Below are 24,907 nucleotides of genomic sequence, written 5' to 3' on the forward strand. Positions count from 1 at the left end.
TTTAAATTATTTTACTTAATCTACTTGGCAAGCATAAGTATTACAACTACCCAACATTAACAATTGTTATAGAAAATTGCTCTGAATTACGGAATTGGCTAGCTACAATCCCAAATAAAACAATGATTAGGGATAACACATGCAAGTCAGCCGACTTTTTCTATTACTTACAATTAACTTATTTCTGAGCTGCTACTCAATCAACGTACAAGCAACTAACGCTTTACCAACAGCAGCTTTTGCTAGTAAACCCGATGCAGTGAACGTGAGACTTTCACCCGATGGTAATAAAATCGCTTACATGGTCGCGATTAAACGACCCAATCAATCCGGTACAGCCATAGCGTTACACGATTTATCCAACAACAAACGCAGTTATCTAGCTTTTACCGATGACAAAGAATATAGATTCTCCGATTTAGTCTGGGCCAATAATCAATACTTATTAGTAGATGTTGTTTATCCACAATTGCGCAAAGGTTTATTGGTAAACGAATACCGTTTATTAAAACTCAATGTCATCAATAAAAAAATGACAGGTACCTTATCCGCATCATTTTTGAACGACTTACATTATGTGCCTAACGTTCAATCGGTCATTTTAGATCTATTACCAAATGAGCCAGACCACTTTTTAATTGAAATTGGCGGACGAATGTACAACGCAGAGCCTTCAGTGGTAAAAATATCGCTAAAAGATGGTGAGCGCGAACAATATGTGCAAATGCCATATGAAGATGTTAGAGGTTGGCTAACAGACCAACAAGGTAATGTACGCATTGCCACAGCAAGGAACAAAGACGAATACACAATTTACCAAGTCCCAGCCAACAACAAATCCATTAAAGATTTTACCAAACTATGGTCGTACCAAGCATTCTCAGAAGACGTTATTACTCCACTGGGTTTTGCCAAAAACCCGAACATACTGTATGTACAAGCTTACCATCAAGGTTATTTAGCTGTCTTTAAAGTTGACTTAAGCAGCAATGATAAACAATTGCAATTAGTGCAAGATGCAAACAAACGCGACTTAACGGGCAAAATGCGCTATTCAAACAAAATTGGTGATTATGTGGGGAAAGGCAATACATACTGGCATCCACAAGCTAAAGCTTTTAAACAAGAATTAGATTCAGCGCTGCCTAATTTACGCAACCGCATTATTAGCAGCAGCTTGGATGAAAACCGTTATGTTTTATATTCCACCTCAGACACCAATGCAGGCGTCTATTTTTTAGGGGATAAAACCACAGGATCACTCAGCAAAATTGCCAACAAATATAACGAATTGAAACCAAGTTTAATGGCAGAAAAACAGAAGCTTAGCTATCAAGCAAGAGACGGGTTAAAGATAGATGCATATTTGACGCTACCTCTTGGAGACAAACAAAAGAATTTACCAACCGTCATATTTCCCCATGGCGGCCCTATTAGTTTTGATAATGACGACTTTGACTATTGGACACAGTTTTTTGCCAATAGAGGGTACGCTGTGTTTCAAATGAACTTTCGTGGTTCGTACGGCTATGGTTACGACTTTATGCACCAAGGTATTCAAGCTTGGGGGCAAAGCATGCAAGATGATGTTGAAGACGGTACGCGCTGGTTAATCAAACAAGGCATAGCTGACCCACAAAAAATTTGTATTGTTGGCAGTAGTTATGGTGGTTATGCTGCTTTAATGGGTACAGTAAAAACACCTGATTTATACCAATGTGCTATTAGTTTTGCAGGCATTAGCGACATTGAAAAATTAGTTAAATCACACAAAAAGTTTATTGGATACGAGATAGCAAAAAAACAAATAGGTGAAGACCGCAACCAATTATGGGATAACTCACCGTTAAAATATGTCGACAAAATCACCACGCCTATCTTGTTAATTCATGGAGACAAAGATCGCTCTGTTAAAATAGAGCAAAGTGAAGATATGTTTCAAGCACTGCAGAGCGCCGATAAACAAGTGAATTATTTACCACTGCCAGACGCGAATCACTATCTATCAAATGCCCAAGATAGGCTAAAAGCCTTCCAGGCTATGGAAGATTTTTTACGTCAGTATTTGTAGAAGCTCCCGAAACCAAATACCCAAAACCAGCCCCAGTGACAAACATCAATAAACTATATGTGATGGCTGGGGTGGTCATTAAAGGATTTTGCAAAATACTATTCGCCACCAGCAAAGCTAAAGTGCCGTTTTGAATGCCAACTTCAATGCCAATACTGATCGACTGAGCTTTGTTTAACCCCGTCCATTTGGCAATAAAAAAACCTAACGCCAAGGTGCTAACATTTAAAATAAAAGTGGCTAAACCTGTGGTTAAGAAGTAGTCCGCCATATTAGCCCACTCATTAGCGACTATGCCGGCGATAATTACAAACAAAAATACCAACGACAGAATTTTCACTGGTTTGTCTGCCTTTGCGGAAAAGCTTGGCCATTTCGCATGTATCCACATACCGATTGCCACTGGCACTATAGTGATCACTACCAATTGAGCTATGGTTTTGCCTAACGGTAAAGAGAAGGCTTGTGATTCAGCCATAAAGATATCCATCATCCACACGGTTAACAAAGGTATGCTAAATGGTGTGATTAAACTGACCACAGCGGTTAGACTAATAGATAAAGCCGTATCCCCTCCAGATAAATAACTATACATGTTGGAGGTAACACCACCAGGGCAAAAGGTTAATAACATTAAACCAACCGCTAACTCTGCAGTAAAACCAAACAGAATCACCATAATGTAACCAACCAAGGGCAACAGCAGCATTTGGCTAGTGATGCCAATAAATGCAGCTTTTGGGTAGGTTATCACCCGGCTAAAATCGGCTAACTTTAGCGACAAGCCCATACCGAGCATAATAATAAATAACGAAGCAGGTAAGATTACTTGCGACAAAACAGTTGCTTGCATATACACACCTAAAAACAGATAAAAGTTTATTAACAAGCATAGTCAGGGTTTTATTAAATAGCCTGTTTGGCTTGGATAAAACACAAGTGCCACCGGTAGTAACACTGTGCTAAAATACAAAAGTTGGTCTTAAATAGGATCTGATAATCGGGAGTTTAATTATGCACAATTCATCTTCTGCTAGTTTAGCGGTACAAGTACATCCAAATGACAATGTTGCAGTTGCGGTTGCACCTTTAAGTAAAGGCCAAACTATAGAAATTTCAGGTACGCAAATAACATTGGCGGAAGATATCAGCCAAGGGCATAAACTCAGCTTAACGTCCATCAAACAAGGTGACGACATTTTTAAATATGGTTATAGCATTGGCCAAACAACCGCAGATATAGCTGCCGGCCAGCATGTACATAGCCATAATTTACGCACTAAACTCGACGGTTCTGAAACTTACCAATACCAAGCTCAGTTAGTTGATACACCAACACAGCAAAATATCCCAACTTTTAACGGTTATTTACGCGGCAATGGCAAAGTAGGGATTCGCAACGAAATTTGGATAATAAATACAGTCGGTTGTGTAAACCAAGCAGCGAAAAAAATCACAGACATTTGCAAACAAAAATATGCTGGCCAAGCAGATGATTTTATTGCCCTCACTCACCCATTTGGATGCTCACAATTAGGTGACGATTTATCCAACACCAAAACCTTATTATCTAGCTTAATGCAAAACCCTAATGCTGGCGGTGTAGTAATGATAGGTTTAGGCTGCGAAAACAATCAGCTAAAAAAATTAATCGCTGATTTACCAGATATCGACACCTCAAGATTTCGCTATTACAACTCCCAAGAGGTCATGGACGAAATTCAAACTGGCGTAGATTATGTAGCCGAATTACTCGAATTAATGGCGACAGATAAACGTACCACTCAACCTGTGAGTAAACTGGCATTAGGCATGAAGTGTGGTGGCTCGGACGGTTTTAGCGGTATTACTGCAAATGCGATAGTTGGCCGAGTAACCGACATATTAACTCAATATGGTGGCCGAGTTATTTTAACTGAAACACCAGAAATGTTTGGTGCTGAGCAAGTATTAATGAACCGTGCTGTCAACACAGACATATTTGAGAAAATCGTAAAACTGGTCAGTGACTTTAAACAATACTTTATCGCTAATAATCAACCTGTTTACGAAAATCCATCACCGGGCAATAAAGCTGGCGGTTTAACCACATTAGAAGAAAAGTCACTAGGTGCCATTCAAAAAGGTGGTCGCGCAAGCATTAACCAAGTAATAGATTACGGCCAAATCGCCACCTTAGAGCAAGGTTTAACCTTACTACAAGCGCCGGGTAATGATGCTGTATCTTCCACTGCGTTAGCAGCTGCCGGGGCAAATATGGTGTTATTCACCACAGGCCGTGGCACGCCACTTGGATTTCCAATTCCAACAGTAAAAATATCCAGTAATTCAGGCATTGCTGAACGCAAACCACATTGGATAGATTTTAACGCTGGAGAAATTTTAGATAAAGGCATCAGTGTTGATGACAGTGCCAACGCGCTATTTGAATACATATTACGCGTGGCATCTGGCGAACAAACCAATAACGAAAAAAATGATAATCGTGAAATTGGTATTTGGAAAAGTGGTGTAACTCTTTAAGATAAATACATTTATTACATTTGCATACGTATGTAATTGTAATAAATGTATAGATTAGTATGATTAAATGTTAAATTGACTTCTGGAACTCAATTATGATGCCGGAACTAATCAATGACCTTTTTTTCAAAAATTCCACTCGCGCTAAAAATCCTCATTCCCGGAGTGGCAATTGTTTTTGTTGTAGCAACAGCCAAACCTAAACCACAGCCAGCTCCTCCAGTAGAAACACCTGTGGTCAAAACCCAGGTTGAAACTGTTAGTGTAGAAAAAACCACGCAAACTGTTTTACTTGAAAGCCAAGGCACAGTGGAACCTCAACGCAGCTCACAGCTTATGCCGCAAGTGAGCGGCAAAATAGTAAAAATAGCAGACAACTTTGCTGATGGTGGCGTGTTTCGCGCCAACCAAATACTGATTGAGTTAGACGACAGTAACTATCAAGTAGCTTTAGCACAAGCACAATCTGCTTTAGCTGAAGCACAAATGCAACTTGCAACCGAACAAGCGCAATCACAAGAAGCGCAAAGGCAATGGCAAGAACTGGGTAATGCAGCTGCTAATGCGTTATTTAAACGTGAACCACAACTCGCTGCTGCCCAAGCCAAATTCGCCGCCGCGCAAGCGAATGTTACTAAAGCTAAACTTGATTTAGCTCGGACAAAAGTATCCTTGCCATTTACTGGTCGAATTGAAAATATCCAAGTGGGTATAGGTCAATTTGTTGGAACTGGTACCACCTTAGCAACTGTGTATGACACCAGCAAAGTGCAAATAAAATTGCCGCTAACCGAAAAACAAACCGGCCTGATTGATCTATCAATCTTACGGCTTTCACAGCAGCCTAAGCAGAATTCAGCAGTCGAAATAACTAGCTTTTATGCTGGCCAACAACATACATGGTTTGGCCAAATCGAACGCATTGGTGCTCGTTTAGATAACAATACACGCATGCTAGATTTAATTGTGACTTTAGAACAAAACCAACAGATGTCGCAACAAGGTTTACCTATTTTGGTTGGCATGTTTGTTAACGGCAAAATAACCAGTAAACCTATCGCAGACTTGATTCAACTACCAAAACAAGCCTTGTTTAAACGCAACCAAATTTATCTAGTAGATGAAAATAGTAAAGTGCTGCAACAGCAAGTTGAAGTAATTGCAAAATCAACCGACACAGTGTGGATAACAGCACAACAAATAGCTAATGGCAGCCAAGTTATTATCAATAAACTCGGTTTTCTCTCACCCGGAACGGATGTCACCACCCAAGCTGAAACACCAGCAACAGCGCAACTGACTGACGCTAACTAGAGGCAAAACAAATGAATGGATTAATCGCTTGGTTTGCACGTAACTCAGTTGCCGCCAACTTACTCATGTTAACCATATTTCTCGGTGGTATTTATGGGGTAGAAGAAGTCGAGAAAGAAGTATTTCCATCGACCGAAACCAATGTAGTCAACATAAATATGGCGTATTTGGGTGCAGGCCCCAGAGAAGTTGAACAACAAATAGTTACCCGCATCGAAGAAGCCATTGCCGATTTACCCGGTATTTTTCAGATACGCTCTGCAGCCAGAAACGGTAGCGCTAATGTTTCAGTTGAGATAGTTGAAGGTTATCCAATTAAAGAAGCTTTAGCGGATATAAAACTGAGAGTTGATGCAATCAATACCTTTCCCGGCAATACCGAACGGCCGATCATCAGCCAGCGTATTTACCGCGTGCCGCTGATGTTTTTTACCTTATCGGGTGATGCTGACGATAAATTAATGAAAGCCAAGGCGCAGCAAATAGCCGATGAAATGGCATTATTAGAAGGAGTTTCAACTGTTAATTATTCAGGCACTAAAGCCGATGAAGTCAGTATCGAGCTGTCTGAATATCAACTTAGAAAATACAATTTAACTTTTGATCAAATAGCTACAGCCATTCGCAATGCATCACTTAATTTACCAGCAGGCACAATAAAATCGTCTGTTGGCAATATTCAAATTCAAACGCGTAACCAAGCGTATAACGCTGCCGATTTTGCGCAAATTGTTATTATGTCGGACGCACAAGGCCGAGAAATTCTCTTAGGTGATATTGCGCAAATTGATGATGGTTTCACCGAAGATGACTCGTCGGTTAAATTTAATGGCATAAAAGCGGTCGATTTTCGCGTGATGATCAGTGACGATCCAGACCTATTTGCTGGTACAGAAAACGCTCGTAACTATTTATTAGAATTAAATAAAAACCTGCCTGCGGGTATGCAAATAGACATCAATTATGAAATGAAAGAGCTATTCGACAGCCGGTTAAATTTATTAACCGATAATGCGCTCGGCGGCCTAGTACTGGTTTTTATCATTTTAGTTTTGTTTCTACGTCCAGCCTTGGCTTTATGGGTATGTGTTGGTATTGCCACAGCTTTTGCTGGCGCAATTTGGTTATTAACCTATTTTGATGTCACTGTGAACATGTTTTCTATGTTCGCCTTTTTAGTAGTGCTTGGTATTGTGGTTGATGATGCGATTGTGGTCGGCGAAGCTGTTTATAGCCAACAAAAGAAACAACTACAAAACCGTTTAGACAGCGCGATTATTGGTAGCCAATTAGTATTAAAACCTGTGGTGTTAGCGGTATTAACCACGATTATTTTATTCGCCCCCATGTTATTTGTGCCAATGGATGTTGAGCCTTTTACTCACTCAATTTTCTTTGTAGTGGCCTTGAGTTTAATTTTTTCTTTGGTTGAATGTTTATTGATTCTGCCGGCGCATTTAGCCCATTTAAAACCAGAAAAACAATCTAAAGTTGTTTTATTGGCGACATTACAAAATAAACGCCAAATGCTTGCAGATAAAATGGAACAGTTTGCGCAAAACACTTATGGCAAAAAGCTTGTGGGCATGGTTGAACAAAGTGGCGCGACTTTGGTTGCCTTTGTTTTGGCCTGCGCACTCAGTGTCGCCTCTTTTGTTGGTGGTTGGCTAAACACTAGCTTTTTCCCGAACATTCCTCAAACCTTTATTTCCGTAAATGTTAGCTTGCCTGAAGCTGCGCCTTACAGCGAAGCATTACGCATCGCCAATTATATTGAAGGCAAAGTTCAGCAACTGAGTGAAGACCAAGAAATGCTCGCTGCCAACGACAATGTGCCTTTTGTAACTGAAATAAAAACCAATGCTCGTACCGGTAATGCCAATGTATTTGTGGGTTTATCCATGCCGGAAATTCGCATTTTGCCCGTGCAGGATATTTCGAAAAAACTCCAAGATATGATAGGCCCCTTACCTGAAGCAAAAAGTTATTCTTTAGCCTTTAGTTTTGGTGGTGAACAATCGGATATTTTCTTAAATATGAATATTGCTGCCAATGACTTAACTAGCCAACAAGCTGCGGTTGCGGACGTTTCAGATACACTCGCCAGTTACCCTGGGGTTATCAACGTACGTTCGAGTTTAGAGTCAGAAAAAATCGAAGTTGAACTGTCGCTAAAACCGCATGCTGAAACTTTAGGGATAGACTTAGCCATGATAGCGCGCCAAGTACGCCAAGCGATTTATGGTGAAACGGTTCAGCGCATTCCACGTGGTAAAGAAGACGTGCGAGTGATGCTCAAGTTCCCAGAATCACATCGCCGCAGTTTAGATGAAATTTATTCAATGCGTATTCGCAATCCACAAGGTTATGAAGTACCAATTGAAACAGTAGCGGATGTGAAACTCATTCCTGGATTTAGTCAAATAGAAAGGGTAGATAGACGCCGTAATATCGAAATAACCGCAGATATCCAAGAAGGCTATGATGCCAATGCTACTGTAGAACAAATGCTCAGCGATAATTTAGCGCAATGGCAACTCAAACATATAGGGTTAAATTTAAGTACCGACGGTAACTTACGCGCACAACAAGCTTTTACCCAAGGTTTGCAAGTTAACTTGTTGGTGGCGCTAGCAATTGCTTATGCGTTGATGGCGATAGTATTCCGCTCGTATTGGGAACCGTTATTAGTATTAACCGCAGTACCTTTTGGTTTTATGGGCGCAGTTTGGGGGCATTTATTACTAGATTTAGATATCAGCATGATGTCATTTTTTGGCTTTTTAGCCTGCGCTGGTGTTGTGGTAAACGACAACCTAGTTTTGCTCTCACGGCTTAAAGATCTAGTTGAACAAGGAGTAGATGTTAAACATGCAGTAGTGCAAGCAGGCGTCGATAGATTCCGCGCCATCGTATTAACCTCACTTACCACCTTTGTCGGTTTATTGCCTATTCTGTTTGAAAAGAGCAACCAAGCACAGTTTTTAATCCCCATGGTGGTCGCTTTATCATTTGGGGTGTTGTTTGCGTCAGTTGTTACTTTGATATTTGTGCCAACTTTATATTGGCAAAGTCATAAGTTTAGCAACTGGATTAAAAGGTTAGGTGCTAAAATAGTTCAACGAATCAACAAAGGCGATGTTGAGATTGAAGTTAATTAATAACACGCGACTAATCGTCGCGCGTTAATACTTCTAACAACTCTATTTCAAAGGTTAAATCTGAATGGGCTGGCAATTTATCGCCCATGCTGCGTTCGCCGTAAGCTAAATGTGATGGTACAAATAGTTTGCGTTTTCCACCTACTTTCATACCCAATATGCCTTGATCCCAACCTTTAATTACTCGGCCTGTACCAATAACACATTGAAACGGGCGGCCTTTATCGATTGATGAATCAAATTTACTACCGTCATTTAAATAACCAACATAATGAGTGGTAATTAATGCACCTTTAACCGCTTCTTTGCCGTCACCCACTACAATATCTGTGATTTCGAGTTCTTTTGTATCTGTCATTTTTTGTTCCACGCGAAAAAAATAGATTTATCCAAGACGTCTGCTGTAAAAAATTGGATAATACGCCCATATTTGTAGCATGTTAAACACTCACCTAGTGAATTGGAATTTTTGATGGAAATTAAAGTAAATTATTTAGACAACTTACGCCTTGAAGCCAAATTTGACGATTTTACCGTCATTTCCGACCAACCAATTCGTTATAAAGGCGATGGCTCTGCACCGGGTCCATTCGACTATTTTTTAGCTTCATCAGCTATGTGTGCCGCCTACTTTGTTAAGGTGTATTGTTTAGCGCGTGATATTCCAACCGACAATATTCGTTTAGCGCACAACAATATTGTTGATCCAGAAAACCGCTACAAGCAGCAATTTAAAATTCAGATAGAACTTCCAGAAAGCATTTCAGAAAAAGATCGCATCGGTATTTTGCGCTCTATCGACCGCTGTACAGTGAAAAAAGTAGTGCAAACAGGCCCAGAATTTATTGTTGAAGCGGTAGAAAGTTTAGCGCAAGACGCTTCAGCCATGATAATGGTTGATACAGATGAAAATAATCAAACCTTTATTGTTGGCAAAGATTTACCACTAGAAAAAACTATAGCCAATATGACTCAGCAACTGGCTGACTTAAGTATGAAAATTGAGGTTTCATCGTGGCGCAATATAGTGCCAAATGTTTGGTCTCTGCATATTCGTGATGCCGCGTCACCTATGTGTTTTACCAATGGTAAAGGTTCAAGCAAAGAAAGTGCCTTGTGTAGCGCATTAGGCGAATTTATCGAACGCTTAAATTGTAACTTTTTCTACAATGACCAATTTTTGGGTGAAGACATAGCCAATGCTGAATTTGTCCATTACCCGAATGAAAAATGGTTTGAATTAACCGAAGACGACTCACTGCCAGCAGGCATGTTAGACGACTACTGTTTAGATATTTTTAACCCTGATGGTGAACTGCAAGGTTCGCATTTAATCGACACCAACTCAGGTAATATTGAACGTGGTATTTGTTGTATTCCATACACACGCCACAGCGATGGTGAAACTGTTTATATTCCATCAAACATTATTGAAAACCTGTTTTTAAGCAATGGTATGAGCGCGGGCAATAATATTTTTGAAGCGCAAGTACAGTGTTTATCTGAGATATTTGAACGCGCGGTTAAACGCCAAATTATCGAACAAGAAATTGTTTTACCAGACGTACCAAAAGAAGTATTAGCCAAATACCCAAGCATAGTTGCCGGTATTGAAGGTTTAGAACAACAAGGTTTTCCTGTATTGGTGAAAGACGCATCATTAGGTGGCCAATTCCCTGTAATGTGCGTCACCATAATGAACCCAAAAACCGGTGGTGTATTTGCTTCATTTGGTGCACACCCAAGTTTTGAAGTGGCACTAGAGCGCAGCTTAACTGAGTTATTACAAGGGCGCAGTTTTGAAGGATTAAATGATATTCCAAAACCTACCTTTAACAGCATGGCAGTATCTGAGCCAGAAAACTTTGTTGAGCATTTTATCGACTCAACTGGGGTTATTTCATGGCGCTTCTTTAGCAGCAAATCTGAATATGATTTTGTTGAGTGGGATTTCTCTGGCAACAATGAACAAGAGTGCGAAACCTTATTTGGTATTTTAGCCGATTTAGGCAAAGAAGCTTATGTGGCTAAGTTCGAACACCTTGGCGCAAGTGCTTGCCGTATCCTAGTGCCGGACTATTCAGAAGTGTACCCAGTTGAAGATTTAATTTGGGACAATACCAACAAAGCGCTGCAATACCGTGAAGATATCCTAAATATCCACAAGTTGTCGGAAGATCAGTTAGTTGATTTATATGAGCGCTTAGAAGACAGCCAGCTAGATAACTATATCGACATTATTACCCTGATTGGTATTGAGTTTGACGAAAACACAGTTTGGGGTCAATTAACCATACTTGAGCTAAAAATTCTAATTTGCCTTGCGGTTGGTGAGCTTGAACAAGCAATCGAGTTAGTGGGTGAGTTTTTACAATACAACGACAATACAGTTGAACGTACTTTATTTTACCAAGCAGTCAGTGCTGCTTTAGAAGTAACCTTAGATGAAGAACTAGAGTTAGATGATTTCATTTTTAACTTCAAACGTATGTTTGGCGACGAAGTCATGGAAAATGTGGTTGGCTCAATTAATGGTGACGTTAAATTTTATGGTTTAACCCCAACCAGTATGAAACTTGAAGGATTAGACCGACATTTACGCTTAATTGACAGCTATAAAAAGTTACATAACGCACGCAAAAAAGCGGCGGGGTTATAATATTCAAATCAAGGCGCTAGATTGTCTAAAAAAATCTAGCGCCTAATTACCAATTTAAAACATTGGAGTGAAAGTAATATCGTCAATGTAACCCCAAGATTGAGCAATTTCATCTAACGACAATACAATGTCAGCTTGGCCATTGACCACTTCAACTTCAGTGGTAAAAGTAGCCCAATTTAACCAACCACTGGTTGTTAACGCAACTTCCGCAGTATTAGTGCCAGAGGTAACCATTATTTTACTCGCAGTTGCGCCTTTGCTCTCACCCATAATTGCAGCACTTAACAAGTATTTACCATTATCTAGGCCAGTTAAATTTTGCGTTAATGTGGTTTTAAAGTCTTGGTCTAACCAATAGTTTAAAGTGTATTGACCGGTTAACGCGGCGTTTGCATCATCACTGATAGTAAAAATGCTATCACCTGCCAAAATCCATTGGCTATAACTGCCAGACTCAAAACTGCTGTCTAACAACACGTTTTGTTTTTTCACCAATACACTAACAGGTACAGTAATACTTGAACCATCGGCTAAAAACGCTTCTATTTGATAGTCAGCACTGGCACTTGCATCTATTGAACTAGTATTCCCCCAAGTTACCTGCATATCAGCAAATTGAGCTGTGTTATATACCACGCGAATTTCGCTTGGTAGGGTGATAGTTGTTTGTCCTGCGTCTAGCTCTAAAAGAACAGTTTCTACCGAGTCAACCGCCATAGGTTGCATATCTGCCGTTTCAGACACCAACCAAAAAACATCGAGTGAATCTAGCACTTTGCCTGAATAATCAAACATAGCTTGGTTTTCCCAACCATTTGTTTGACCAGAGATCCAGCCAGCACCACTCACACCTAACCAAGTTGGTTCCCAATAAAACACACCCGCGCCTAAATCATTTGGAACATTCGCAATGCGCTCAATTAAGTCACGAACAAATGAAGCTTGGCCTTGAACACTTGGGAAGTAACCTGTAATTTCCGCATCTGCATTACCAAAGATATTGCTGCCACCATCAGGGCCTACATCGGTAGTAAATGCATAAGCAGTTTCAACAATCACCACAGGTTTATTACGTTCATTGGCAAGTCTATCCATCGCAACTTGTAATTGAGATAAGGTTCCATGCCAATATGGATAATAAGATAAACCAATAATGTCGTAGTCTAACTGCTGGTTATCAAAAGCTGCGTAAACTGACGCTATAAAATCAGTTTTTTGTGGTTCAGTTAAATGCAACATAATTTCAGCAGAAGCATTCGCTTGTACCTCGGCATCACGCACAGCTTGAATGCCTTGTTTTAGTAATGCAATTGTACCAGCTGAGGTTACCCCATTGCCTTGTGGCGCAACCAAACCTGTATTAATTTCGTTGCCGATTTGCACCATATCTGGAAAAACACCATCAGCATGCATAGCCATTAGGCTATCGTAGGTAAAATTATATAGTGCAGTTTCAACTTCTGCTGCTGACAAATTTTGCCAAGCTTTTGGCATATATTGCTGACCCGGATGCGCCCAAAAATCACTGTAGTGGAAGTCGAGTAAAACTTTTAGTCCTTGCGCTTTAGCGCGTTTAGCCAGAGCAATAGCGGTCGCTAGGTCATTGTTACCACCGCCAATTGGCCCGGAAACCGCTTGGCCACCATTAACATCAGCTGACCAATAAACATCATTGATATCATTCCAAACACGCAAACGTACCCAGTTTACTTGGTGCTCAGCCAAGATGCTGAAAACGTCTTGCTCAATGCCATCCTCGTTATAGAACTTACCACCGGCTTGCTCTACCTGCTGCACAGTAGAGATATCAACACCTTTGATAAAACTATCGTCAATATCCACAGGATTAACATAAATAGACGAGGTTAATACAGGTGTATTGCCACCATTGTCTGGTGTATCAGGTGTATCAGGTTTATCGTTTTCCTCAGTTTGGATATCTAAGCCACATCCCACCACCAATGAAACCGCAGTAACCGCCAATACACTGCGCACAGATTTTGCCAACCATCCTTGTAATAACTGCGTTGTTCCTTGTTTTTCAGATACTAATTGCATTTTAATTTCGCTCCCCAAGCAAAAGGGTAAACATTTACCCACCAAAGGCAAAGTATTGCGCCAAGGTTAATAACTGTCAATTAACTGTACAAAAATTAACATTTTTTAGCTAAGCTAGTTTCTAATGCCCTATTATTTTTCTCTGACTGAGAATAACTGCACTGTATAGAAGTTTATTACACATTGTAATCTAACAATGTGTAACTTGATTGCTGGCGAATGGAAGATAAAGAAAAGACGAACGAACACATTCGCCTTGTAATTCATATATACAAAATCTAATTCACATGCTCAAGCTTAAACTTACTGCCGACCACTTCAACTCTATACAATTGGTGTTTAGTTGGGTCGGTTACTTCAGCAAACACCTGTTGTACATCCGCTAATGTAACTTGTTGTAAATTAGTCAATAATGTTTCACGTGAATCAAATTCAAAATTACCTTGATTAAAATCTGCCAAAAACGCATGCATTTCTTGGTAGATATTTTTAGGCGCTTGGTTTATTTGTTGAATAATACTAGCGGTTAAATTATTCACCACAGTAGCAGGTAGCGCTTGTAGCTGAGCTGAAAATTGCTGATTAAATCCATCTATTTGCTGAATAATTTGTGCTGCCGAGTGCGTTTTACTTTGCACCATAAAACCCCAAGCTGGAAATTTGTTTAATTGCATAGGTGAACTGCCAACCACATAACCAACCTGATTATCGGTTCTGAGTGTTTTGAAAAACATAGGTTGGTATAGCGCATTTAAGGTTAGAATTTGACTAAATTTTTTCAATGACTTTTCAGCTAACCAATATTGTTGCAACACAGCAACATCTGTATGTTCAGCGGTTACACTGCTTTGTACAGAAGCTGGTTTTACCTCAGCAGGGTAATGCAAGTCTGTCGCTTGGCGGTTTGCAGGCAACTTAACTAACAAGCTATCCATTATTGTGCTGATATCCGCTTGTTGATAATTACCAAAAGCAAATAGATTCAAAGCATTTTTCGCCAGCAATTCATTATGATGTTCAACCACATCTTGATAAGTTAATTGTTCAAGCGCCTGCGCTTGCTGGTGATAGCGCCATGCTGTTGCATGAATTAACGAGCCCATTTCTTTTTGTGCTTGAGCAGTTAACGGATCGTTACCACGATTGCTTAACCAAGCGAGTGCTTCATCTTTTTTCTGATTAAAAATTCTTTCATCCACTTTTAATTCAACTAAGGTGTTAAACACATTTTCGATTAATTTTAAATGCTGCTCAGTTGGCCCAGACAATGACACTTTTAAGTTTTTATCCGCACCTTCACCAATAGATACTTTAATTCCAGCTTGCTGCGCCGCATTGGTTTGCGCCAGCGCTGCTTCTGTCCATAAATGTTTGAGGATATCGGCTGCCATATATTGTTTAATGTTTGATGCGGCTAAATCAGAGTTTAACGTAAGTTCAATATACCCCTGATTTTGCTCAAAATGTTGACTATGCGCCAACCAAGCATATGCACCTTTTTTATTTACTATGGCTGTGGGTTTAAGTAATTTTTCTGCGGTTGCAGAGCTTGGCGCTGAATCAGTTTTTGTTGCATCAGCTGTTTGCAATAACTCATTTTTACCTGGCAAGGCTAAGTTAATTGCAGCAGCGGTTTGCTGCCACTGTGCTATTTCTGCTTGGCTAATTGCTTGAGTGTCAAATTGTCCATCTGCATAGGTGAGTTGTTGCGTGGCAGTTAGGTCATTGCCTCTGTGCCAAACGCGCATTTGGCTAAAATCAATTTGGCTTAATAATTGGTTTATTTGTTGCTCAGAAAATTCTCCCATATCAAAAGAGCTTTTAATAATCTGCTGGGCTGGCACTGTATGCAACATAGGTGATAAATGAGTGGCTAAGCGTACAGCAGATGGCATATTAAAGTTAATAAACTTGTTGTGCATAACTTGTTGTAGCTCAGCAAAATATTGCGGCTGAATACCTTGGTTTTGTATCAACTTAAAATAAGCTTGGCTCGCGGCAATTATCTGATCTTTATTATTTTTGCCTTTTTCTGTGAGTGAGTAACTAATTTCTATATAACCATTGTCACCATAATAGCCATACTGCAAACCAATACCTGCACCATTAATTAACCCTTGTTTGTTCAAATAATCGTACAGCGTATTTTCATCTTTGCTGTTAAATAACTTGTGCACATAAGCAAAGGATTTATCTTGCCAATGATAATTGTGATGGCTAAATGGAAACTGCAATATCAGCTGTTTAATATCAGTCGTAGTTTTTTGGTAGATATGTTGATTCAGCTCATTTTCAGTTAACCCCTTGGCAGTCACCAAAGGCTCAGGCGTATTATGGTTTTTAATTACCGCAAAATGTTGTTTAGCAAGTTGTGCTAGTTCATCTAAACCAGCTTGGCTCACAATCACTAAGTTCATTAAGTTAGCTGAATAGTAAGTTTGATAGAACTCGCGCATTTGTGCATAAAGCTCTGAATCAGCTTTATCCGATAACGTTTGTTTATTGCCCATGCTAAAAGTATGAATAGGATGGCCTGCTGCACTGGTGCGATTGTTAATTAACATTCTTGCAAATTGGTCATCCGATTTACGCTTCGACCATTCGTTATCTATCGCACTCAGTTCTTTTTCGCTATAACTTTTATCAAACAAAGGGGCGGTAAAAAATTCGCTAAATCGAGCTAATGACTCAGCTAATTTGCCATTCACCACTTGGTAATAATAATTAGTATTTGAGTGCGCAGTGTAGGCATTACGCATACCGCCATTTTCGCTTAAAAATTTATTAAAACCGTCTGCTTCAGGATAACTTTTGGTGCCTAAAAACAGCATATGCTCTAAATAATGTGCCAAACCCGGCTGACTGGTTGGGTTATTTAAACCGCCCACCCGCACATCTAACGACACTGCTGCAGTTTGCGTTGCTGGGTCGGACACCAACAATACGCGCATGTTGTTTTCTAAGGTAATAAAACGATATTGCCGAGTATCATTAGGGCTTTTGATAATATCTGTTTCCGCGACATACTCAGGGAATGATTCAACCTGAGTCACTTTAGTTTGAGTGCAGCCAGCAAGGGTTATTAGCCCAACAATGGCAATATTTTTTAATGATTTAAGTTTCATACATAATCCTATTGTTTTAATTGTATCCAGAAAATTACTCACAGCGTGCATTCTCCCTCACGCAAATTCCAAATTGTTCAATATTATAAGCCTGTACAGATTCGCCTTGGTCAACAACAATATCTGCACCGTTAATTGCCCTTGCATTATCTGAAAGCAAAAAAGCAGCAACATTAGCTACATCCGCAACACTATTATTCTGATTTGTTGGGGACATCTGTGAGTAGGCTTTGGTCAAACCGGGTGTACTATTTATATGCTTAACAATTTTATCTGTCTCGATTAACCCTGGAGACAAGGTATTTACCCTAACGCCATGTTTCCCTAAACTTAGTGCCATAGAGCGAGTTAAACCTGCGATACCAGCCTTACAAGCTGCGTAAATCTCATGGCCAGGCAATGTAGCTTTAGTATGTGTTGAAGAGACATTTACAATGGCACCTTTTCTGTTTTCAGACATCAGCTTAGAAAAAGCCTGACTCATGTAAAATACTGACTTTAAATTTAGATTTATGACAGAATCAAACTCCTCTAAAGTCGAATCAAAAAAACCTGCACTATGCATTTTTGCTGCGTTATTCACGAGGCCGTCAATATAGTGGTATTTATCCACTATATAATTTTTTAGTTGAAGTACCTCGCTTGAACTACTTATATCGACGCGAACAAAATCCACCGATTGCTTAAGTCGATTATATTTTTGCAACTTAGCGGCCGCCTTTTCATCTATATCAACTGCAATAACAAAAGCACCCAATGAAACAAATACGTCAACCATACCAAGGCCTAAACCATTGCCGCCGCCGGTAATTAGAATGATTTTTTTGTTTAACATTCGTGTTAACAACTCCATTTCTCAGTGAAATAGCGCTCAATCTTATTTTTTGCAAACATTCTATTTTGATACTCAACTTTATTAGTTTCAGTGTGCGTGGAGCAAAATAAGCTATGGTCTAGATACGAGAAGAACATACTAAATAATGTCCACGCCTCTACACGTTCTGCAAAATAAGGATCGGGGTAAATACTGAGGTACTCGGAAATTACCGCATTTTTAACACTATCATTAATATGGTGCTGCCAAGCGGTAGAAAACGGCCAATACAATTTGGCGAAATCAATGGCACCATCTCCTGTATAAGCTGACTCCCAATCTATTAGATTAACAGCACCAGTTGTAATAATGATGTTCTGGTTGTGGGCATCGCCATGCACCATTGAAAACTCTGTTTTTGCTCTGAAAGCAACTTTATACAAATGAAACTCAGACATTAAATGGTCAATCGTTTTATTTACAAATGACTCTAAAAACAAATTAGGTTGGTTTTGTCGCCAGTAATAGACACAACCTTCAAATAGATTCTGGATACACATTACAGTTGACGCTTGCCCACCATAAAAACGATAAGATGGATAAGTTTTCCTGTGCAATTTAGCAAGTGTTTGTGCATGTAGCAGATGTGTTTCTTCATCCCAGCTGAATTTAACTTCCCCCTCGACAAAAGAAGTAATCACATAAGGATACGGAAATTCTTTGCAACTCATGTCGAGTGCATGAACCTTTAGGTTTGTATCACTCTGCCTACTGATTAATAGCTCGTATGCCGACTTAAAAAGTGCGTAAAGGTTGGGTTCTAATCTGGCCTTAAAAATATATTTTTGCCGATTTGGCGTTTCAATTAAAATCACCAGACTTCTTTTGGCAATGGATAGCAGTCTCAAGCTTGACTCACACATTTGCCCGACACTAGCTATATTATGCTTAAAGATTCTTGTAATTGCCGGATACAGCTCAACTTCAATAGTGCGATTGTCAATTAGTGGATTCTGGAAGTTCTGGCACATTATTATTCTTCTATTAGATTAAACGCATGTCTCATATCATCCCAAGACAAATTGTGTTCGTTAGTATTTAGGTAACCCACAACATCCGAATAGTCCACGTCATATATTTTGGGCGAAACAAACCAAGATAAATACTTTAATACCGCATAATAAGCCGCATCAGCTTTAGACTTTTCAAAGTGTGGAGGCTTAGAGACTTGTTTGAGTTCCGCCCTGCAGTAATTGCCATTGACCTGCGTAGTAATGTATTCAGCAGAGAGCGAATGAGGCCCCCATGACGGTAACATTTTGGCAAGTAGCTCATTAAACATGACTAAAAACCCAGGAATGGCTTTTAATACCGTTGGTATACATGCATAGTCAGGATGACTTGCAACATTTATCACCCGCTCATTGTCATTATGCTCTATATGAAAAATATATTGTTCAGTTACCTGCTTGGGTATTAAATTTAAAACGCCACCTTCTAACCTTTGATAAATATCTAAATCATCATAGCCGTACAAATCTATGTATTCGTTGAAACCGTTTATTGCTCGTAAATCTGCTGTATATAAAAAAAAGAATCCATTTACGTAAATTTGTGTTTGGCATGCAACTTTCTCCCAATCCCCCCGATAATACATACCATTTTGTATCTGGTGCTTATCTAAAAAGTCTGGTGAAATTGTAACTTCGGCGTCTACTTTTATGATCTTCTCTGATGTAACAAAACTAAACCCCAAATTAAAAGCTCGTGTTAAATCCCAAAATGATTCCGATTCAACTCTGATAATTTTGATTCTTTCGTCATTAATGCCGTTGAGTTCAAGAGTATCCGTCACTGCTTCTATTGATGACCAATCAACGACGATAATTTCATCTACTTTGAGTTTAAGCCAAGAGCGCAAGCCTTCTACTAGACCAGCATTTCTATTCATGCATGCGGTAACAATTGAACAGCTCATACTTTATCCTTTTGTGCTATTTGCAAAGAGAATTGAGCGAGGTGGTGTTTATTCAACCTACGGATATATGTATACAAACGCTGGTTTTTGGCATATGCAATAAAACGTCTTTTTTTGAAGAAACGAAGCCAGCGTTTGCGCCCATCAAGTCTGTACCTCGGTTCAATCACTAAGTCATCTATCCAATACAGGTAACCGCTGGTTCTTTCATATGGATATTTAATGTTGCCTTGCAACGCAGGTATTAAATTTAGTGTATCTTTAGTCACCTTAGACCAAGCCACGTAACCAATCGGACGAAAATAATTATCTTGAAAAATCCGTATTTGCCCTCGGTTTGCTAAATAAAGTAACAATTGAGTATGCTCAGCCGATGTACTTAAACCACTATTGGCGCGAATACTCATTGCCGCGCAAAATTCTTTTGAAGTAAGCTGCTCAATTTTATCCATTTACATACCCCTGGTGCTGCTCTGTGGTTGCACAAACAATTGCTAAGTCGAGCAAGTCTTCTTTAAACGAGTACCCCCATAATGACAATTGTTGGTTATCAACGGCATTTAGCCACAAAATAAAATCATTTATATCGTAGAAACTCTCCTCACCATCTATCTGATGAACTTCGAATAAACCGTCTTTTTGTTCGTATATAATTTCTATTGAATGCGAATGAAAAACGCAAATAGGTGTATTAGCCGAGTAGTCGAAAATCCAATCAGCAGCTTGTTTATAGTCACAAATAAGCCTATTAATTTGGTCAATTTCAATATCATTAGCCAATTGCATCGCGTGTTGCGCTATGCCATTGTCCTGATTAAAAAATCGAATAAACCCACTAAGTTTTATAGCTTTTATTAAGCTTGAGGTTATAAAGTGTGTATATTCATGAGCTCCTGTTTGCAATTTAAATACATGCTGAAAAATACGAGAAAATGCACCTACAACCGAATTAATTTGTTTTGTGTTTTGCATCGAAAATTCAGCTTGTAGTTCTACTAGCGCAATAGTTTTGTTAAACAATGATTTAAATAACAACAATATCAATCTATGCATAGGAGCCTGACACTGCCTGGCATACTTTGGCTCGTAGATAACGGTTTTTTTCACAATAAACAGGCTAATAAACTCGACTAATATTGCCCAATCGGCCTTGATTTCTGCTTTATCAATATCCAAAGGCAAGCCCAGGTAAACCGCAAGATAATGGCTATAATAAGCATCAAGTTGTGATTGATAATAATTAACCAATGGCTGTGCATTGAGCCCAGTTTTGTTGAATTTGGAATAGGTATATGTAAGCTCGTCAATTATGCCGAGTACCAAACCAGGCTCTTGATAAAGCGGAATTTGGCTATTGTAATTGAGCCCACCACCAACAAACGAAGCCTGAGGAACATCTAACCATTTACCATCAAAACTAATGTTGGAAGGTGAAACAGTACCATGCGCTATGCCTAGCACTCTGGCAAACGCAAATTGATTAGCACAATTAGACAAAAATTTTCCTAAAAATTTTATGTAATCAATGTCGTTTTCAAAATGTGCTTTTAAAGCGTGATTGACTGTTTTGGTGCGGTACACATCTGAGTAGTATTGTTGTTTGTAGGCGTCTGTCGGCTGAAAATTGTGCGCTTGGACAAAGTGTGCCGGCCGAATACAGGGCTTTCTAACCAATAAAGCACCAGGAACAGAAGCATTTTTACCCCGACTCGTAAAGCCTGTATTGCCACCAGTATAAATAACCCCTTCAACCTCTACAGCACCAACAGGCAAAGCCTTGTTAATAGCATTGGTATAGATGGTTTCGACTATGGCACCTGCTAGATCGAGTCCACCGTAAGCATGATCCTTTGGGGCATTTTTTCCCACCAGTAAGTTAGTTCCAATACCTTTTATTTGATAGTCACCTAAATTGCCACAGCGCACACCTCCGCCATTAGAACCAATACCTTGACCACCATAATGCTCACCAAGTAATTCGATACTTTTGTTTTCATCAAACTGGCAGTCTATAAAGCTAGCATTTGCTGAATCGGCGTATGAAAATTGCGCAATAAAGTTTTTTGCTAGCTCTGATTCAGCTGCGTCTGCAGGCATTGGTCGTAGATCTTTATGCCATACTAACGAAGTGTTTATTAAAAATTGAAAGCGGCTCTTTATGGTTTTTATTAATCTTGGTTTAAGCACTTAACATCCTATTTTCTGCGATTTTCTATAGTTTAATTGGCCTAGGTTTTCCTCAATGAAAGTGGCGTAATTGCTAAAGCATCAAAAAATAATTGAAGTGAAACAAAATTTAATCGCATTACACCACCCGACCACAGAATACATACAACCGTTAACAATTAAACCTACCCCAAAGTATAGTTTTTATGTTTTTACCAATACTAAATATTCATTGAAGGTAGGGGGTGTGAAAGACTAAGTGACTGACTAGAACGGACGCTAACTCTTTATTCTAGTCTCTACAAGCAAATAACTTGACTATTACATACACAAGCAGTTCAACTGTACCACTACAGTCCCAATCCCAGCCAGTTTTTACAATTTTTCACATAAACTCCTGCTTTCAAAAGATAGAATAGAGCTACTCGACTTCAGCTTCCATGCCAAACACCTAAAATTAAATTTAGTAACTAATCCACAAAACTGTTTTTTAGAACGTTGAGCTTTGCCAACTGTCAAACGCAATATTACCAGCCCATCCGGTAACTAAACCAAAGGCGCTTGCAGCTATGCCAGCACCTGAACCGATAAAGGCTCCGCCAACAGCGCCATTGATAGTAGCCTGCCCTATATCAGCGAACGCACTTCCAATCGACTGAATGTGAGCTGAAAGTTTAAAGCACAACTTAAATTAATCGGTATGCTATGGCAGCAAATGCTAGTGCCACACTAATTCCTGTACAAACAAGCCACCCGCGATTTTTAATTTGAGCAATGTGGCGTAAATCTACCATCAATGAAGATGGAGTAAGGCTAATTGCTAAACACGCGAAGGCTAAACTAAAGTAGCCTAAGCTACCCACATTTTTCGCATAAATAAGATACATACCATACAGTAAAGCTACTATAAAACATGAACAAAAAACCAGTCTAATTAAAAACATCACTCCCCCCAAAAGAGTTAGAAATAGAAGCAATATATAGCTTCTATTTCTAACTAATCCAAAGTTAATTTAATAGGTTATAAATGTCACCACCAAGGCTACCACTTCCACCGAAATAACTACTTGCAGCGCCATACATTGAATTTATGCCAGATCCAATCGCATAACCAGCGCCAAACGATACACCTAACGCCCCCCCAACCATTCCGCCTGCAGTACCATAAGCAACAATAGAGCTAGCACTTGCACCAGCAAACGATCCAGCATATCCAACTCCAGCAGTAGCCCCTATAGCCGAACCAGTTGCAAAATAATCACCAAAACCATTCCCAGTTACCACCTCTATTTCTTCAAATGTTAACTCTCTAATTTCGTTCATGCTCCATCTCCTTAATAGGTCATTCGCGTAACACACGCCACCAAAATACTACAACACACAGTTAACAATAAAACCTACCCTAATGTATAGTTTTTAGGGGTGTTTTACGAATATTAAACATTTATTCTGGATAGGACGACAAAAGCCAAATAGGTTGATTTGAGTGGACGCTCACTATTTTTTCTAGTGTCAACAAACAAATTAATTGCAATTACAACGGTACACAAATACACAATTATTTTATTTCAAGGCAGCTGTTCATTGAAGAGGGTCATTAAAACGACTCCTCCTGAATAAAAAGTACTTCATCTGATGAAATCCTACTCTTAGGTGTAGTTTTTTTCAAACTGATTCATTATATGATGTGTTTTCATTAATCAGCGTAGGGTATAGAAATGAATCAAATGCAATCATTTGAAATAAGAGAATTGACGTTAGAAGAAGTAGAGGAAGTAAACGGTGCAATATTAGCTAATATTGGTATGGGGATTGTAGGTGCAGCAGGGGCTATGGCTACTTATGCTATTGGTGGTGCAACTAGTGGTAATATGTCAGGTTCTGGGTTTATAGGCGCTGCGGTAGGTGGGGCGATATATGGAGCTGGTGGATTTACACCTGCTGCGGGCTATGCAGGCGCAGCAGCAGGTGGTTGGGCATCTAGCTTTTTTTAACTAAATTAAATTATACCCAAGTACTTGAAGATACTAGTTTTTAGCTTTGATCTTCGCTAGCTTCAAGTAGTTTGGGTATCTATCAGTGACGCTAACAAGGCCACACTATGAAACAAAGATATACAAATTTTATATCCGTATTAACATCATCGATTATTGCAACAGTTGTAATTAATACAATATTTTATCTACTTGAAAATAGCGATGTTACTTTAAAAACTACATTTATTAGCATTTGTTCAGCAGCAGGAGCTATAAAAATGAGCCAGCTACTAAAAAAATACGAAACATAACTGCATTTTACGGAATAATCCGGCTAGTAATTTCGGTATATCGGGCGAAAATTCGTCGCTTTCCGAAATTAGTGGTCGAATTACAGAAATACAGTTCTTTTCAAATTAAATCAATCGGCAAACTCTTGTTAAATAGTTATGGTTTAAGGGAGCGAACCTATGCTTAGCACGAGAACCAATCAGAACAAAATTTACGATATATGATGGTTAAAATTTGATGCAGCTCTTAGCAACAGCAATATTGCATGGCTAACAATTAAACCTACCCAAAAGTATAGTTTTATTGTTTTTACCAATAAATACTAAATATTCATTGAAGGTAGGGGTGCAAAGACTACGTGACAGACTAGAGCGAACGCTAACTCTTTTTTCTAGTCTCAAAAAACAAATTTATTGCAATTACACAAATCAGTAACAATAACAAAATTACGTAGTCGATCCCAAAACTACTACCTGCTTTACCCAGCCAAAAAGATGCTAGCATCCCAGATAATATTGCGGTCTGCGTTCTAGTCATATCATCGCCCAATCTAGGTAACAATTCAAAGCTCCCAGAAGAGCTTTGAATTATAATTATTATAATAAAACGCTGTTGCAAAAAAGCTTACGGCTCCAAAAACCATACCTGCTGCCTGCCCACCTGGCACCACACTAGCAATGGTGCCTGCTGCACCTGTAGCAGACACCGAAATGACAGCACTGGCTAACACGGCGCAGGCTCTAATTATTTTTTGATCCATAGCTCCCC

18 protein-coding genes are annotated in these 24,907 nt (G+C 39.3%); 7 read left to right on the top strand and 11 right to left on the bottom strand.

What is annotated here, in order from left to right:
• Positions 1 to 265: 265 nt before the first annotated feature.
• Positions 266 to 2,071, top strand: coding sequence for an alpha/beta hydrolase family protein (locus WSC_RS0104170; protein ID WP_237716279.1), 1,806 nt, complete (start codon positions 266 to 268; stop codon positions 2,069 to 2,071).
• Here WSC_RS0104170 and WSC_RS0104175 read toward each other — a convergent pair.
• The gene (locus tag WSC_RS0104175; RefSeq protein ID WP_016954652.1) at positions 2,040 to 2,924 is read right to left on the bottom strand and encodes a bile acid:sodium symporter family protein; all 885 of its coding nucleotides are present in this window, start codon (positions 2,922 to 2,924) and stop codon (positions 2,040 to 2,042) included. The genes WSC_RS0104170 and WSC_RS0104175 overlap by 32 nt on opposite strands.
• A gap of 161 nt (positions 2,925 to 3,085) precedes the next feature.
• Between WSC_RS0104175 and WSC_RS0104180 the strand changes: the two genes are divergently transcribed.
• From WSC_RS0104180 to WSC_RS21840, 3 genes are all read left to right on the top strand, one after another.
• A complete protein-coding gene (locus WSC_RS0104180) occupies positions 3,086 to 4,594 on the top strand; it encodes a UxaA family hydrolase (protein ID WP_016954653.1) in 1,509 nt (502 codons plus the stop codon).
• A gap of 114 nt (positions 4,595 to 4,708) precedes the next feature.
• Entirely contained in the window at positions 4,709 to 5,908 is a 1,200-nt protein-coding gene (locus WSC_RS0104185; RefSeq protein WP_016954654.1) for an efflux RND transporter periplasmic adaptor subunit, read from the top strand.
• Between the two features lie 11 nt (positions 5,909 to 5,919).
• The gene (locus WSC_RS21840; protein ID WP_016954655.1) at positions 5,920 to 9,069 is read left to right on the top strand and encodes an efflux RND transporter permease subunit; all 3,150 of its coding nucleotides are present in this window, start codon (positions 5,920 to 5,922) and stop codon (positions 9,067 to 9,069) included.
• 10 nt (positions 9,070 to 9,079) lie between these two features.
• Here WSC_RS21840 and WSC_RS0104195 read toward each other — a convergent pair whose 3' ends face one another.
• On the bottom strand, positions 9,080 to 9,427 hold the full coding sequence (locus WSC_RS0104195; RefSeq protein ID WP_016954656.1) for an FKBP-type peptidyl-prolyl cis-trans isomerase: 348 nt from the start codon (positions 9,425 to 9,427) through the stop codon (positions 9,080 to 9,082).
• A gap of 114 nt (positions 9,428 to 9,541) precedes the next feature.
• Here WSC_RS0104195 and WSC_RS0104200 point away from each other — a divergent pair, with 114 nt between their 5' ends.
• A complete protein-coding gene (locus WSC_RS0104200; RefSeq protein WP_016954657.1) occupies positions 9,542 to 11,728 on the top strand; it encodes an OsmC domain/YcaO domain-containing protein in 2,187 nt (728 codons plus the stop codon).
• Between the two features lie 54 nt (positions 11,729 to 11,782).
• On the opposite strand, the gene WSC_RS21845 is transcribed toward WSC_RS0104200, so the two are convergent.
• The 8 genes from WSC_RS21845 to WSC_RS0104250 all read right to left on the bottom strand — a co-directional run bounded on the left by WSC_RS21845 (position 11,783) and on the right by WSC_RS0104250 (position 23,195).
• The gene (locus WSC_RS21845; RefSeq protein ID WP_016954658.1) at positions 11,783 to 13,789 is read right to left on the bottom strand and encodes a glycoside hydrolase family 53 protein; all 2,007 of its coding nucleotides are present in this window, start codon (positions 13,787 to 13,789) and stop codon (positions 11,783 to 11,785) included.
• Positions 13,790 to 14,067: 278 nt separating this feature from the next.
• Complete coding sequence (locus tag WSC_RS0104210; RefSeq protein ID WP_016954659.1) at positions 14,068 to 16,914, bottom strand: insulinase family protein; 2,847 nt, start codon at positions 16,912 to 16,914, stop codon at positions 14,068 to 14,070.
• 34 nt (positions 16,915 to 16,948) lie between these two features.
• Positions 16,949 to 17,749, bottom strand: a complete 801-nt coding sequence (locus WSC_RS21850) for an SDR family NAD(P)-dependent oxidoreductase (protein WP_157447179.1) — start codon at positions 17,747 to 17,749, stop codon at positions 16,949 to 16,951.
• Between the two features lie 5 nt (positions 17,750 to 17,754).
• Entirely contained in the window at positions 17,755 to 18,759 is a 1,005-nt protein-coding gene (locus tag WSC_RS0104220) for an aminoglycoside phosphotransferase family protein (protein ID WP_016954661.1), read from the bottom strand.
• A gap of 2 nt (positions 18,760 to 18,761) precedes the next feature.
• Positions 18,762 to 19,706: a glycosyltransferase family 2 protein gene (locus tag WSC_RS0104225; protein ID WP_016954662.1), complete on the bottom strand. Its 945-nt coding sequence runs from the start codon at positions 19,704 to 19,706 to the stop codon at positions 18,762 to 18,764.
• Positions 19,703 to 20,158 carry a toxin-activating lysine-acyltransferase gene (locus tag WSC_RS0104230; RefSeq protein WP_016954663.1) on the bottom strand — a complete coding sequence of 152 codons (456 nt, stop codon included), beginning with the start codon at positions 20,156 to 20,158 and terminating at the stop codon, positions 19,703 to 19,705. The genes WSC_RS0104225 and WSC_RS0104230 overlap by 4 nt, the downstream gene beginning before the upstream one ends.
• The gene (locus WSC_RS0104235) at positions 20,151 to 21,803 is read right to left on the bottom strand and encodes a hypothetical protein (protein ID WP_237716280.1); all 1,653 of its coding nucleotides are present in this window, start codon (positions 21,801 to 21,803) and stop codon (positions 20,151 to 20,153) included. The genes WSC_RS0104230 and WSC_RS0104235 overlap by 8 nt, the downstream gene beginning before the upstream one ends.
• A gap of 1,077 nt (positions 21,804 to 22,880) precedes the next feature.
• Positions 22,881 to 23,195, bottom strand: coding sequence for a hypothetical protein (locus WSC_RS0104250; protein ID WP_016954667.1), 315 nt, complete (start codon positions 23,193 to 23,195; stop codon positions 22,881 to 22,883).
• 395 nt (positions 23,196 to 23,590) lie between these two features.
• Here WSC_RS0104250 and WSC_RS0104255 point away from each other — a divergent pair, with 395 nt between their 5' ends.
• Both WSC_RS0104255 and WSC_RS0104260 read left to right on the top strand, forming a co-directional pair.
• Entirely contained in the window at positions 23,591 to 23,866 is a 276-nt protein-coding gene (locus tag WSC_RS0104255; protein WP_016954668.1) for a hypothetical protein, read from the top strand.
• Positions 23,867 to 23,973: 107 nt separating this feature from the next.
• A complete protein-coding gene (locus WSC_RS0104260) occupies positions 23,974 to 24,159 on the top strand; it encodes a hypothetical protein (protein WP_016954669.1) in 186 nt (61 codons plus the stop codon).
• 542 nt (positions 24,160 to 24,701) lie between these two features.
• On the opposite strand, the gene WSC_RS0104265 is transcribed toward WSC_RS0104260, so the two are convergent.
• Positions 24,702 to 24,907: hypothetical protein (locus tag WSC_RS0104265; RefSeq protein ID WP_237716281.1), on the bottom strand; the 206-nt coding region annotated here is incomplete at its 5' end.

The organism is Catenovulum agarivorans YM01, assembly GCF_000281085.1.
GTDB lineage: Bacteria > Pseudomonadota > Gammaproteobacteria > Enterobacterales > Alteromonadaceae > Catenovulum > Catenovulum agarivorans.

Excerpts from the sequence above, each read along its gene's own strand:
- WSC_RS21845 (WP_016954658.1), bottom strand. The coding sequence starts at position 13,789 with ATGCAATTAGTATCTGAAAAACAAGGAACAACGCAGTTATTACAAGGA.
- WSC_RS0104235 (WP_237716280.1), bottom strand. The coding sequence starts at position 21,803 with ATGCCTGCAGACGCAGCTGAATCAGAGCTAGCAAAAAACTTTATTGCG.
- WSC_RS0104250 (WP_016954667.1), bottom strand. The coding sequence starts at position 23,195 with ATGAACGAAATTAGAGAGTTAACATTTGAAGAAATAGAGGTGGTAACT.
- WSC_RS0104200 (WP_016954657.1), top strand. The coding sequence starts at position 9,542 with ATGGAAATTAAAGTAAATTATTTAGACAACTTACGCCTTGAAGCCAAA.
- WSC_RS0104175 (WP_016954652.1), bottom strand. The coding sequence starts at position 2,924 with ATGCAAGCAACTGTTTTGTCGCAAGTAATCTTACCTGCTTCGTTATTT.
- WSC_RS0104260 (WP_016954669.1), top strand. The coding sequence starts at position 23,974 with ATGAAACAAAGATATACAAATTTTATATCCGTATTAACATCATCGATT.
- WSC_RS0104185 (WP_016954654.1), top strand. The coding sequence starts at position 4,709 with ATGACCTTTTTTTCAAAAATTCCACTCGCGCTAAAAATCCTCATTCCC.
- WSC_RS0104210 (WP_016954659.1), bottom strand. The coding sequence starts at position 16,914 with ATGAAACTTAAATCATTAAAAAATATTGCCATTGTTGGGCTAATAACC.
- WSC_RS0104195 (WP_016954656.1), bottom strand. The coding sequence starts at position 9,427 with ATGACAGATACAAAAGAACTCGAAATCACAGATATTGTAGTGGGTGAC.
- WSC_RS0104225 (WP_016954662.1), bottom strand. The coding sequence starts at position 19,706 with ATGAGCTGTTCAATTGTTACCGCATGCATGAATAGAAATGCTGGTCTA.
- WSC_RS0104255 (WP_016954668.1), top strand. The coding sequence starts at position 23,591 with ATGAATCAAATGCAATCATTTGAAATAAGAGAATTGACGTTAGAAGAA.
- WSC_RS0104220 (WP_016954661.1), bottom strand. The coding sequence starts at position 18,759 with ATGTGCCAGAACTTCCAGAATCCACTAATTGACAATCGCACTATTGAA.
- WSC_RS21850 (WP_157447179.1), bottom strand. The coding sequence starts at position 17,749 with ATGTTAAACAAAAAAATCATTCTAATTACCGGCGGCGGCAATGGTTTA.
- WSC_RS0104230 (WP_016954663.1), bottom strand. The coding sequence starts at position 20,158 with ATGGATAAAATTGAGCAGCTTACTTCAAAAGAATTTTGCGCGGCAATG.
- WSC_RS21840 (WP_016954655.1), top strand. The coding sequence starts at position 5,920 with ATGAATGGATTAATCGCTTGGTTTGCACGTAACTCAGTTGCCGCCAAC.
- WSC_RS0104180 (WP_016954653.1), top strand. The coding sequence starts at position 3,086 with ATGCACAATTCATCTTCTGCTAGTTTAGCGGTACAAGTACATCCAAAT.